10 protein-coding genes are annotated in these 12,289 nt (G+C 45.0%); 4 read left to right on the top strand and 6 right to left on the bottom strand.

Going from position 1 to position 12,289, the window contains the following annotated elements:
• Nucleotides 1-51: 51 nt before the first annotated feature.
• Both IEV16_RS09790 and IEV16_RS09785 read left to right on the top strand, forming a co-directional pair.
• Nucleotides 52-3,240, top strand: coding sequence for a S41 family peptidase (locus IEV16_RS09790; protein WP_229728313.1), 3,189 nt, complete (start codon nt 52-54; stop codon nt 3,238-3,240).
• Nucleotides 3,241-3,586: 346 nt separating this feature from the next.
• On the top strand, nt 3,587-4,474 hold the full coding sequence (locus IEV16_RS09785) for an EamA family transporter (protein WP_188365522.1): 888 nt from the start codon (nt 3,587-3,589) through the stop codon (nt 4,472-4,474).
• Here the strand turns inward: IEV16_RS09785 and IEV16_RS09780 are convergent.
• A complete protein-coding gene (locus IEV16_RS09780; protein WP_188365521.1) occupies nt 4,471-4,875 on the bottom strand; it encodes an HIT family protein in 405 nt (134 codons plus the stop codon). The genes IEV16_RS09785 and IEV16_RS09780 overlap by 4 nt on opposite strands.
• A gap of 65 nt (nt 4,876-4,940) precedes the next feature.
• Between IEV16_RS09780 and IEV16_RS09775 the strand changes: the two genes are divergently transcribed.
• Nucleotides 4,941-6,368 (top strand): leucine-rich repeat domain-containing protein, encoded by a 1,428-nt coding sequence (locus tag IEV16_RS09775; RefSeq protein WP_188365520.1) that lies wholly within the window; start codon nt 4,941-4,943, stop codon nt 6,366-6,368.
• A gap of 7 nt (nt 6,369-6,375) precedes the next feature.
• Complete coding sequence (locus IEV16_RS09770; protein WP_188365519.1) at nt 6,376-6,765, top strand: hypothetical protein; 390 nt, start codon at nt 6,376-6,378, stop codon at nt 6,763-6,765.
• A gap of 182 nt (nt 6,766-6,947) precedes the next feature.
• Here IEV16_RS09770 and IEV16_RS09765 read toward each other — a convergent pair whose 3' ends face one another.
• The 5 genes from IEV16_RS09765 to IEV16_RS09745 all read right to left on the bottom strand — a co-directional run bounded on the left by IEV16_RS09765 (nt 6,948) and on the right by IEV16_RS09745 (nt 12,239).
• On the bottom strand, nt 6,948-8,483 hold the full coding sequence (locus IEV16_RS09765) for a right-handed parallel beta-helix repeat-containing protein (protein ID WP_188365518.1): 1,536 nt from the start codon (nt 8,481-8,483) through the stop codon (nt 6,948-6,950).
• 195 nt (nt 8,484-8,678) lie between these two features.
• Entirely contained in the window at nt 8,679-9,020 is a 342-nt protein-coding gene (locus IEV16_RS09760; RefSeq protein ID WP_188365517.1) for a PAN domain-containing protein, read from the bottom strand.
• 59 nt (nt 9,021-9,079) lie between these two features.
• The gene (locus IEV16_RS09755) at nt 9,080-11,077 is read right to left on the bottom strand and encodes a right-handed parallel beta-helix repeat-containing protein (protein WP_188365516.1); all 1,998 of its coding nucleotides are present in this window, start codon (nt 11,075-11,077) and stop codon (nt 9,080-9,082) included.
• A 167-nt stretch (nt 11,078-11,244) separates the two neighbouring features.
• The gene (locus IEV16_RS09750; RefSeq protein ID WP_188365515.1) at nt 11,245-11,796 is read right to left on the bottom strand and encodes a hypothetical protein; all 552 of its coding nucleotides are present in this window, start codon (nt 11,794-11,796) and stop codon (nt 11,245-11,247) included.
• A gap of 17 nt (nt 11,797-11,813) precedes the next feature.
• Nucleotides 11,814-12,239 (bottom strand): hypothetical protein, encoded by a 426-nt coding sequence (locus IEV16_RS09745; RefSeq protein WP_188365514.1) that lies wholly within the window; start codon nt 12,237-12,239, stop codon nt 11,814-11,816.
• Between the last annotated feature and the right edge of the window lie 50 nt (nt 12,240-12,289).

Genomic DNA, 12,289 nt, shown 5'->3' with positions numbered 1-12,289 from the left:
GCTTTCCAGCGCTTTGTCATGGTTTTATTATTACTGTTTTCTGCGTCCATAATGGCCCAATCTACCAGCCAGGGAACCGCCTTATTACGCTACGCTGACATTCACAAAAACCAGGTAACCTTTGTTTATGCCGGTGATATCTATATCGCGGATATCAATAATGGTGAAGCCAAACGATTAACTTCCGATAAAGGATTTGAAGCCTTTCCGAAGTTTTCCCGGGATGGTCAGCACATTGCTTTCTCAGCCGAATACACCGGCACCCGACAGGTGTATGTGATGAATACAGACGGCAGCGATTTAAAACAACTCACCTGGTACAACGATGTCGGTCCGATGCCCCCGCGTGGTGGTTATGATTACCGCATACTGGACTGGTCAGCGGATGATAAAAACGTTTTGGTGCGTGCCAATCGTTTACCCTGGGGTGAGCGCATGGGTCAACCCTACTGGATACCTGTTGACGGTGGTATGGAGCAACCTTTACCGGTGCCTGAAACCGGTGGCGGTATGTTGTCGCCGGATGGCACAAAATATGTGTACACACCGATTGATCGCGAGTTTCGGACCTGGAAACGTTACCGAGGCGGTCGCGCCCAGAATGTCTGGGTCTATGATTTAGAGAATGATACATCTGAACAACTCACCACCCATCGTGCCACCGATCACCAGCCGGTCTGGGTTGGCGATGACATTTACTTTATCAGTGATCGTGATTACCGCCTGAATCTATACCGTTATAATCCGGATGGTGATCCTGTGAAAGTCACCCATCATGACAAATATGACAGTTTATGGGCGTCAGCGGGTCCTGAAGCCATCGTTTATGAAAATGGCGGTTATTTATGGCGCTTTGATCCTAAAACACAAGACACTCAACAACTGACTATTGACATCACCACCAATCAGGAAAATCTGATGGCTCAGTATAAAAATATCGCTGACTATATTGAATCCGGTGATATTTCACCGGATGGTCAACGTGTGGTTTTGGGTGCACGAGGTGAATTGTTTTCGGTTCCGGCTGAACACGGCGAAATCAGAAACATATCCAACACCCCCAAAGCCCGTGAAATTGCCGCCAACTGGTCACCCAATGGCCGCTATGTGGCTTATTTAAGTGATCAAAGTGGTGAATATGACATTTATATTTACGATATAAAATCCAAACAACATAAACGCGTTACCTCAGATGGCCATATCTGGCGTTTTAATCCGGTGTGGTCACCGGACAGTCAAAAACTGGCTTTTTCGGATAAAGACCATATTCTGTGGTCGGTGTCGATTGATGGTGGCAAACCGAAAAAATTAGACAGTTCCAGCACCAATGACATCGAACATTATCGCTGGTCACCGGACAGTCGTTGGCTGACCTACACCAAAACAGAAAACACAGGTTTTTCAAGTATTTATGTGTATGACTTAAACAATAATAAAGCCCATAAACTCAGCACGGCTTCCTATCATGATTATGAACCGGTGTTTGATGACAGTGGTCAATACCTGTTGTTTTTATCAAACCGTGATTACAACCTGGCATTCAGTGCTTACGAATTTAATTATCTCTATGTGGATGCCACCCGTTTATACGCCGCTCAGTTAACCGATGACACGCCACCGATTTATCCCTATCAAAGTGATGAGGTGGAACTGTCAGAGAACACATCGAAAGAGAAAAAAGATAAAAAAGACCGTGACGAAAAAATTAAGGTCAGCATTGATTTTGAAGGATTTAACAACCGCATCACTGCATTACCCGTAAAACCCGGAAACTATAACGGTTTACAAACAGCCGGCGACAAGCTTTTTGTGTTGAAGGGTGATGACAATGGGCAAAGTCTTTTACTGGTGAGTTTGAAAAAAGAAGATGAGTCTAAAACTGTCAGTAATAATGTGAATAATTACCGCCTGGCAGCACAGGGTGAAAAGATTTTATTGCAGCAAGGTGATAAATTATCCATTGTTGAAGCTAAAGAAGGTCAGGATAACAACGGTCAAAAATTGGATCTGACCAACCTCAGTCTGAAAATAGACCCGCAAACCGAGTGGCAACAAATGTACACCGATGCCTGGCGTATTTTACGGGATTGGTTCTATGACCCGAATATGCACGGTATGGATTGGGAAGGCATCAGAGCCAAATACCAACCGCTGGTTGATGCGGCCACCCACCGAAGTGATTTAGATTATATCCTGGGTGAAATTGCCGGCGAAATGAATTCAGGGCATATTTATGTCAATTCCGGTGATATGCCGAAAGTGAAACGTCAGGAAAATGGTTTACTGGGCGCGACTTTTGAAAAAGACGACAGCGGTTATTTTAAAATCACCTCTATTTTTGAAGGTGAAAACTGGAACAAAGACCGTTTATCGCCCTTAACCGAAGCCGGCGTAAAAGCCGAAGCAGGCGATTTTGTGCTCGCCGTTAACGGTCACAGCACGAAAGATGTGGCCAATATTTATGAACTGTTAGAACATCAAGCCAAACGCACGGTGACACTGACACTGAATAATAAAGCCTCAACCAAAGGCAGCTGGCAAGCCAATGTCCAGACCATCACATCTGAAGGCCAACTGCGTTACTTAAACTGGGTCAATGAACGCCGAGCCATGGTGGATAAATTATCCGACGGTCGCATCGGCTATGTACATTTACCGAATACCGCGATTGAAGGCAATCAGGAGCTGTTTAAGCAAATGCTGCCACAGATTGGCAAAGATGCCCTGATTATCGATGACCGCTATAACGGTGGTGGTTTTATTCCTGATCGGATGATTGAACTGCTGTCACGAAAAACCTTAAGCTACTGGAAACGTCGTAACCTCGATGTGGACAGCATGGCGACACCTTTGATTGCCCATGACGGCCCGAAAGTGATGCTCACCAACGGCCAATCCAGCTCCGGTGGCGATGCCTTACCGTATTTCTTCCGTAAAATGAATCTCGGTAAAATCATCGGCACCCGAACCTGGGGTGGTCTCATCGGTATCAGCGGTAATCCCGGCCTGGCTGATGGTGGTTCTGTGATTGCCTCCACCTTCCGTTTTATGGACACCGAAGGCAACTGGGCAGTCGAAAATGAAGGTGTGGCCCCGGACATCGAAGTCATCGACCGACCGGAACTGGTGGCCCAAGGCCAGGATCCCACCCTGGAACGTGCCGTTGAGGAATTGCTTAAAGACCTCAAACCCAATCCGCGCAGCACCATCCAATCACCACCGGAACCCACTGAGTTTTAAGAAAACACCATAAGATAATCGCAGCCATAAAAACATATGGCTGCGATTGTTTTGAGGTGAAGAAATGATCACCACAGAGACACAGAGGGCACAGAGAAAGCACATTTAATTTTTATATTGTTGTGCTAAAGACACTGGGAACTGGACTGCGCCGGTAAGGCTATAAAAGTACACATCCTTGCCGGCGAAGGCCGGCATACAGCGTTTTGAGAGTGTATTTGGTTGTGGTCTACTTTATAATTAGGCTTAAATGGTGATGATTTACATAATTTACAGGCCAAATACAATTCAGAAATGCCAACAACAAGCGGCTGAATAATAATTATTTCATTGGACGATATTCACTATGTATAAATTAAAAGGTATTCTTTTTGTTGCTTTTGGTGCGGCTAGTTACGGCTTGTTGGCGACCATGGTGAAGGTCGCTAATTTGCAAGGTTTGTCAACGGCGATGCTGACTTTTTATCAGTATCTTTTGGGTTTTATAGTGCTTTCCTTGGCGGCTTATCATGTTGCGCGAAAGAAACTACCGGCCTTTAACCGCGGTGATAAACGGTCTTTGATTTTATTTGGTTCGTCATTGGGCTTTACCAGCAGTCTCTATTATCTATCAATTCAATATGTGCCGGTTTCAGTGGGGATTATTCTGTTGATGCAAACCATCTGGATGGGTGTGGTGGTGGAGTTGTTGATCAGCCGGCAAAAGCCGCAGGCGTTAAAAATTATTGGTGCTTTGGTGGTGTTAATCGGGACCTTTTTAGCGGTGGATGCCCTGGATAATCTGGATCAACTCAATTTAACCGGCGTGTTCTATGGTGTGGCCGCGGCGGTTTCCTTTACCGTAACATTAACCGCCACCAATCGAATTGCCACCCATCTGCCTAATATCGTGCGTAGTCAGTATATGGTCTTGGGTGGTGTACTGGCGGTGCTGCTGTTTTGGAACATTAACCTCATCAGTCCAGACATTTTGAACGCCAAAACCTTGGCTTTTGGCTTATTTCTGGCTTTGTTTGGCACGCTAATCCCACCGATTATGTTCAACAAAGGTTTCCCCATTATCGGCATTGGTCTTGGCAGCATTCTCACCGCCATCGAAATTCCGGTGTCGATACTGTCCGCCAACTGGCTGTTGGATGAGCAATTAAAAATGATTCAATGGCTGGGCGTAGCGATTATCATTGTTGCGGTGGTCATTATTAATTACCGACATTTAACCAAAGAAGAATCTTAATCATCATCAAGAACACGCCGTAGTTTTTGTTTGAAGTCATCAAGCTGTTGTTGTGAGTACGATTTATCGGGTAATTCACGCCCCCACACAACATCCGGCCACAAGGGATCTTTGTTGTGCCGACCAATCACATGAACATGTAATTGCTGCACCACATTGCCGATGGCTGCAATGTTAATTTTTTCAGCGCCACAGGCTGTCTTAAAGTAATCACCAATCATTCGACTTAACTGGGTAATTTCTAATTGTTGTTCGTTGGGTAAATCACAAAATTCAATTTTATCTGTCTCAGGAATAATAATAATCCAGGGCAGGGTGGCGTTTTTATGCAGTCGAACATGGCATTTTTGCCAGTTAAATAGATCGTGACTATCAGCAATGAGTTGTGGATGAATGATCATCGTATTATTATTTTATGTCAGTAAAAATCAGTATACTTTGTTTGAAGTTATAAAGAGCAGAAGTTATGCGAAATTATATTAAGGTGCTTTTGATGGTTTTCGGATTAAGTCAATTATTTTCATGTGGTCAAAACAACCAACTCAGCGGCTGGATAGAGAATGACAAGAAATTGTCGCAACAAGACTCGACTGTTATGTCCAAATGGTTGTTAGATAATGCCTTAAAAGCAGAAGACTTTAACATTATCGAACCACCCAAAGGCCACAGCGGTGAGTTTTCAGTGATTGTTGTGGATCAACACATTGAATCGATCAGAGCCAAATCCGTCACCAGTCTGAAAGGTTTGTCACAATTACCTGCATTGTCCTCATTAGAGCTCAACAATTTTAAAAATGCAGATTTGTCTGACTGTCCTACCCAACTCAAATCACTCAGGGTATCAGGTGATCAATTGGCAACATTAGACGGCGTTCAGAATTGTCAGCAATTAGAAAAGATCAAAGTCGTTCACAGCGCGGTGACTTCAATGGCACCCTTATTGACTTTGCCACAACTCACCTCGATTAAAATTAACTTCAGTCAACTGACATCGGTTGAGATTGCGCACACAGCACCGGTGTTAAATTTTCTGGATTTAAGCCACAATCAAATCGATCACTTTGCCATAAACGCTGACCTACCGCAGTTGGAAACACTGGTTTTGGATAACAACCACCTCATAAACTGGGCACACAAGAACCACACCCCGATATTGGAAGCTTTATCCCTCTCAAACAATCAGATTGAAGACCTTGAAACAGTTTCACCGATTAACAGCGTAAAGCGCATCAGCTTAAAGAATAATCCGTTACATAACTTGGTGGCATTATCAGATTGGCCGAATTTACAATCCATTGATTTTGATGGTGTTTTGACAGATGCGTCCGCGCCCATAAACAGCAAGATTACTCAATTAAGTGGACCGCTTGAATTACAGATAGCCGAAGCCGAATACCTCAAGGAAAGTTATTTAAACAACACTGAGTTTATGGAAAATTTACCCAAATCAACCGGTGGCAAAGCTTATGGTGTTAGCAAAAACATCAGCAGTCGTTTTAATCTTCACAGCGATCCCACTGTTTCGGGCTCTATCAGCATTGATACCCTGAATGGATTGATGCGCTTAGAGGTTACCAGCACCGATCACCTTTTACAGTACCACAGAAAAATTGTCATACAAGGCACAGCCACGGTAAAGGAAGGCTCATTAAATATTTACAGCCCCATCGAAGAAAACTTTTGGGACATGGCCAAGCTTTTTGTGGATACGCCGATTAAACAAAGACCCGAAGACCGGGATGATTTGGTGATAAAGGGTTTTACTGTTGACAGGGCATCCGCTGGTGAAACGGTTGAATTCAGAGCCAATTTGGTCGCCATCGCCGGTAAATACTTTTTGTTATTGGGGCCGGAGCAGGGTAAGGCTACGGGTATTCACCTTGAGTTTGAATAAATAAATCATGGGTGTGACTGTCTGTGCATTTATTGAGTTCCACCGGGAAGGTCGTTGGCAGCTGTATAAAACCACCGAATTGGCTGACAAAGCGCCACCACAAAACTTTGCCCCACAACCCTGGGGTGAATACAATTTCAGCATTTACTACCAGCAATCGGGTGAAAAAGGTCTACCCAAGGACCTCAGCACAGGGCTTAAAAAAATCATTGAAACTCACTTGAATCAATTCAATGATGACGCTTTGAATCGGCCTTCTTGGATGTCATTTGATGACTTGCTTGAATTCTTTAATTCCGATGCAGATTGCCGATATGCACATTTTGATTTGGATTACTTACAACAGCTCCAGGAGTCATTAAACGCGGATATCCGTGTGGTGTTCTGGGCTGAGTGAAGCAAAGGCACTCGAATAAGTGCAGCTGCAGATAAGGGGAATTGTGTTTTTTGTAGCTGCGAGGCTGCCCTAAGGGGCCCCACTGTTGGTGTCCTCGCCATACACCGCATCTGGGTATCGGTCGTCCCTGAGTTTGATATCTCCATTCCAAGCCAGAAGATAACGATTAAGCACCGCGGTGATTATATCTCAAACCCATCATAAAAAATCAAATCATCACTACAGGCATCGCCGATGCCATCGCTATTGCCATCTTCCTGTAATGGATCAAAAGTATTTGGGCAAACATCACATTGTGAACCCACATAATCACCATCCGGATCATCACCAAAGCATTTGGCTTCATAAGCGCCAATATCACAAGAATTGCCATCAAAGACATTGGTGTCGCTGTCCAGGGGTCTGGACATGCCACGTTGGTCATAGTCCAATGGCACCTCGACCGGATTACCGGTAAAATCAATATGATAAGTACAACCATCAGGGTCGCCACCATCGGCTTCACTGCCTTCACCGATAATAGGATGAACCGGGTGTAAACCGCCTAATTGTGTCAGTGGGCCTAACTTTGGAATCGCCGAGCTGGTGTAATTGGGTTCACCGGCAAGATCTGTGACGGGGCAGTTGTCATCATTACCGGTCATGACCCAACCCAGTGACTCAATGCCAATGGTTCCACCTTGGGTGTCATCACAGTTTCTGCCATCTCTTAAACATAAGGGTACACCTGTGGGACAGGGTAAATAGTTACCATGTATGATTGAATTTTTTGCTGTTACAACAGTAAAGTCATTAATATATATACCACCGCCAGTGCCACCTTCAAAATCGTCATAGTCGGCTGCATTTTGGGTTATGGTGGCGTTTTCCAGTCGTATCGGTCCTTGGGCAAATATGCCACCACCATCTCGCATGGCTTTGTTTTGGCTGATGGTGCTGTTGATGATGTGTAGGCTGGTTCCTGTTTGATGGCTATAAATCCCGCCACCACTGACGCCTTGGTTGTTATCTATCAGTGAATCTTTGATGATTAAATGGCCCATTTGCAACCTCACGCCACCGCCTTGGTGATTGCTTGTATTGGTATTTCCGGTAATCCTTGACTGATTCAAAGTCACAAAGGATTCATTATTACCGCCACTGCCGAAAATTCTAAGGCCTAAGTAATCACCATCACGAATTTCACAGCGGTTACAAATTAATTTGCCATCGAACACCGCTAAACCAGCGGCGGAGCTATGTGGAATGATGGTGATGTCATTTAGAGTCGCTGTTTCTAAGCTGTTGACATAAAGCCCATGCACGTAGGAACCGGAACTGGTGTTGGGTCGGAATTCCAAATTTTCAACCGTGGCTCGACTACCTACTTTTATCATCCCACTTTCAATGAATAAGTCACCCTCGATGACTGCCTTGCCTGCGCCAGTACCTCGTACTGTCATGTTAGTGGTAATCCAGATGCCACCAGCAGCCCATACAGGATAACTGTCATTTTCAAGATAGGGCACTTGTACTGTATGGGGACCATTGGGCGTGTAATTTGCCGTATCAATGGCTGCTCTCAGAGTGCATTGGCCATTTCCAATAGCGGTTTCGCAAACACCATCTGCGGGAGCGGGGTCATTTAAATCATCGTCATTGTAGTTAACAGTAAAGGTGGCTGCCATTACGGCGTTTAGATTTAATGTTAGCAGGCAAAAGAGTAGAAATTTATTCATAATAAGCTCAGGTTATTAACTGTATTACTCAATAAACAATGAAATGAAACTTTTACTGCCATAAAGTTAACTTTTATTGTCAATTATATTGTTTTCTGGCAAACTCCATGCAAAGGAAGTGGCTTATCAGGAGAGCGTACTTGCGCTGATAAAAACCGGCTGTGTATAACAACCGGTTTTGTCATACACTTTAAGTTACTCAATGACACCGGAAGCGGCACCGGCGAAGGGCGTGGTGATGCCTTGTTCCTGCATTAATTTGGGTGACAATTTACACGAGTTGGGGCTGCCGAAACGGCCGGGTTTAAAGGTCCACACCACACAAGCATCAGTGGCCTGGCAAGCTTTTAAGCATTGCTCGGCATCGGCCACGGTGCCATTTTCAGGTTGCACATCATCAGCTAAATAATATTGGCTGTGATCAGCATCTGCCGGCATGCTGTAAATGGTGTCTTTTTGCATGGCATGTGCACCACTGCTCAGGCCGATTAAACCCATTAGAATGGTTGCTGTTACTAATTTTTTATTCTTCATCATTTTCTCCGTTGGTTAAAGTAAGGTGGGCTTTGCCCACCACGAGGTTACGAAATTGGCTTTTATTGGCAAACAATGCCATCAAAGCCGTCTTTAAATAGGTAATCACTGACTGCCAATTGTTTGATTTCCAGGAATTCGGTTCGAACCACCGGTCCGCCTTGAAGTTGGGCTGTGGCCGCCACTTCCGTGGTGTATTGGCCCGGCGAGGTGGCTTGATGACCAAGCTTAATAGTGAATGGAACGGTGCTTTGGGTGAATGAAATGGTGTCTGAGGGTAAAAACACACATTGACTGTCCGGGTTATCGCACGTTAACACCGGTTCTTCGCTCCAGCCGTTGATGGAATCCGCCTGACAATCGATGGTACAGGTCATGGCCGAGGTGGTGGTGAATACGGTGGTCTCACAACTGATGGCAAAATCGGCATCGCCGGCCAGTTGAAACGATGGGGAAAATTCAGAAGTGCGACCGGCGGCATCGGTGGCGGTGGTAACAATCAAATCGCCCTGACTGACCGGCGCATCGGCAAGCAAGCTGCGGTTGATCGGTAATCCGCTTAAATAATGGGCTTCTGTAAAGGTGGTGGCTGCCAACCAGGTTTGGCCTTCTTCACCGCCGCTGTCGGCCTGATAAATATCCACCGTAATGGGATAATCGCTGGCACCGGGGTGACTGTCTACCGCCAGTTCGATGCTAATGCGGTTACCGTTATTGTCATATTGAGCGGCTGTTATATCCGGATAATTCTGCAAGCGATTGGGGCCGGCATCGAAATCACCGACGTCATTGGCAGTCACTCCATCGACTTCTAAATCAATGCCGATACGAAAGTTATCATGGATTTGATTTTTCTGCACACGGACGCTTCCAGTAGACTGTTGTCCGACACTGACACCGATATTGCCATGGGCAATGATATTATCGGGACCAATAATCAAATCGGTGGCTCCGCCATTGGCTTTGACACCGGTTCCGGTAGAAAACGGTTGGCCACTGAAATTAACCCCAATCCGGTTGTTTGTTACCAGAATGTCTTTGGGTTCTGAGCTTACATTTATGCCGTACCAATTATTGCCGGCAATGACATTGTTATGAATGGTAAAGCCTTGACCACGTTGTACATAGATACCGACCTGGTTGGGTATTTCCGCATCGGCCAATCGGTTTAAGCCAATGATATTGCCTTCAATGACATGACCGCTGTCTGTGTCATGTGGGTAACCACTGATTTGAATGCCATTACTGATATTGCCTGAAATAACATTGCCGGATAAGGGAATTGAAATATTGCCAATGCGATGATTTAAACCTCTGATGTAAGCGCCCAGGCTGTCATTCGGCACTGCAATCATACCATCCGGATCGGTACCAATCAGATTACCGTAAATGCCCAAACCACTGGATTCGGAACTGGTTTCAATGCCGAAATTTGTGTTACCGGATATCACGTTACCGGAAAAGCCCAGAGTGCCTGATATGCTATTGTTACCGCTGGCATCATAGCTGATTCCCACATGATTAGGCGCTGCTGCCAGACCATAGGGCATATTGAGTCCGAACCATGACCGGGTGACAATGTTATTTGCACCGGCTTTGATACGCAAACCGGCTTCATCCCAATAGATAAAACTAAGCCCTTTCACGGTGCTGTTGCCGCGCATGGTCAGTCCATCCATGGGGTCTTGGTTGGTACCGGTACCGGCCAGGCTGCCATCTATCACAATGCTTGGGTTGCCCAACGGGGATGAATCGGCACTGGTGCCATCAATGGTAATGCCTAAAATTTCCGGTAATTCCTGTGTGGGCTGGATGATCCAATAAAAGAAAGCACCATTACCAGTACCGCCTGAAACATAATTCTGATTCACTGCATCAGCCGGAATATTAAAATTGATGGTGTCCGTGCCCAGTGTGCGCATGGCATCCTTGATGGCGCCCCGCAGGGTACAAGTCGTCTGGTCGCATTGATCCGCATCACCGGTATCATTGACCACAAACACATCCGCATGTGACAATGTGCTCAAACAAATAAACAGACTTAACAAAATGGCTTTCATGATTTTCCTCGTTGTTTTTCTGGTTAAACAAGTTGTGTTAATGAAAACTGCCAATTAATTTAACCGATTGTGTTTTAATTCAGATCAGTAAAGTTAACTGCTCGCTGAAAGACGCTGGGTACCGGCCTGCGCCGGTACGGTTGCTTTTTTATAATGATGACATCTATTTATGGGCAATTATGCGGTACCATCATCTCACCCCAGCGTTCTTCGGCATCTTTATTTTGTTTTTTCAGTAAATCAAAAAACGCAAACTGGGTGATGATGTTGATACCTTTTAACTTCTGATAAAGTTCCGGGCTGGTCTTGTGATAAGGAAAAATGTTTTTTGAATAATCTTCAAATCGCTTTTTGGCTTTCTCGTTGTATTGCATGGCCATATGTTCTTTGTTGATGGCGCTTTCGACTTGTGCTTTCTCGGATCCGGACATGACCATAACATGTTGACCAATGAGTAACAGTTTTGTTTGCCAGGATTCAATGAGTGCATTAAATTCAGCTTCGAAAGTTTCTGCTGCTGCCTGGTCTTGCGTTAGTCGGTTGGTTTCATCCATGGCGTTTCGGTAAATCTCGATAATTTGCGTACCGGCTTGTTGGGCGGTGAGTTGCATACATGTTTCCTCGGTTGTTATTTGGGTGCTGTCATTTTGACAGGCCATAAGAAGTAAACCACTCAGCACAATCATGAGCTGAGTGGTTATTTTTATGACTGGTTTCATATTTCAGTCTAATTCTCTTAATCAATATCACCCAGGGCCATGGTGCCTTTGATGTCCAAAAACGCCAGTTGTGCGGTTTTATTAACGTCAAATTGAACGGTTTGGATATACCAGGTGCCCTCAGATTCGGGTTCTTCCTCGAATTTCATCAGGGTGTAGCTGTTTTTGCCGTTCATGAGTTTACTGAGCTGGTAACAGGTTTTATTTAACACACTGCGGTCTTCGCCTTTGGCTGATGCCAGGTCTTTGTATTTTCGATCACGGTCTGAGCCTGTATAGACAACCAAACCCGCTGCTCCACTGTAATCACCGCCTTTATCGGCACAGGCTTTAACCAGTTTGGATAAGTTACTTTCCACCCGTTCCTGCGGCGTGCCACTTTCACCACAGGCTGACAACAGGGCAAATGGAGCGATTAAAATTAACAGTTTAAATAAGTTCATAATAGATTCCTCTTGGTTTGTTTGTACCTGTTTAAACAAGCCAAAGAAGT

Source organism: Marinicella pacifica (assembly GCF_014636635.1).
Lineage (GTDB): Bacteria > Pseudomonadota > Gammaproteobacteria > Xanthomonadales > Marinicellaceae > Marinicella > Marinicella pacifica.
The sequence above is the reverse complement of the archived record's forward strand: the minus strand, read 5'-3'. Positions and strand labels throughout refer to the sequence as shown.

Excerpts from the sequence above, each read along its gene's own strand:
- IEV16_RS09760 (WP_188365517.1), bottom strand. The coding sequence starts at position 9,020 with ATGATGAAGAATAAAAAATTAGTAACAGCAACCATTCTAATGGGTTTA.
- IEV16_RS09785 (WP_188365522.1), top strand. The coding sequence starts at position 3,587 with ATGTATAAATTAAAAGGTATTCTTTTTGTTGCTTTTGGTGCGGCTAGT.
- IEV16_RS09765 (WP_188365518.1), bottom strand. The coding sequence starts at position 8,483 with ATGAATAAATTTCTACTCTTTTGCCTGCTAACATTAAATCTAAACGCC.
- IEV16_RS09755 (WP_188365516.1), bottom strand. The coding sequence starts at position 11,077 with ATGAAAGCCATTTTGTTAAGTCTGTTTATTTGTTTGAGCACATTGTCA.
- IEV16_RS09750 (WP_188365515.1), bottom strand. The coding sequence starts at position 11,796 with ATGAAACCAGTCATAAAAATAACCACTCAGCTCATGATTGTGCTGAGT.
- IEV16_RS09745 (WP_188365514.1), bottom strand. The coding sequence starts at position 12,239 with ATGAACTTATTTAAACTGTTAATTTTAATCGCTCCATTTGCCCTGTTG.
- IEV16_RS09780 (WP_188365521.1), bottom strand. The coding sequence starts at position 4,875 with ATGATCATTCATCCACAACTCATTGCTGATAGTCACGATCTATTTAAC.
- IEV16_RS09770 (WP_188365519.1), top strand. The coding sequence starts at position 6,376 with ATGGGTGTGACTGTCTGTGCATTTATTGAGTTCCACCGGGAAGGTCGT.
- IEV16_RS09790 (WP_229728313.1), top strand. The coding sequence starts at position 52 with ATGGCCCAATCTACCAGCCAGGGAACCGCCTTATTACGCTACGCTGAC.
- IEV16_RS09775 (WP_188365520.1), top strand. The coding sequence starts at position 4,941 with ATGCGAAATTATATTAAGGTGCTTTTGATGGTTTTCGGATTAAGTCAA.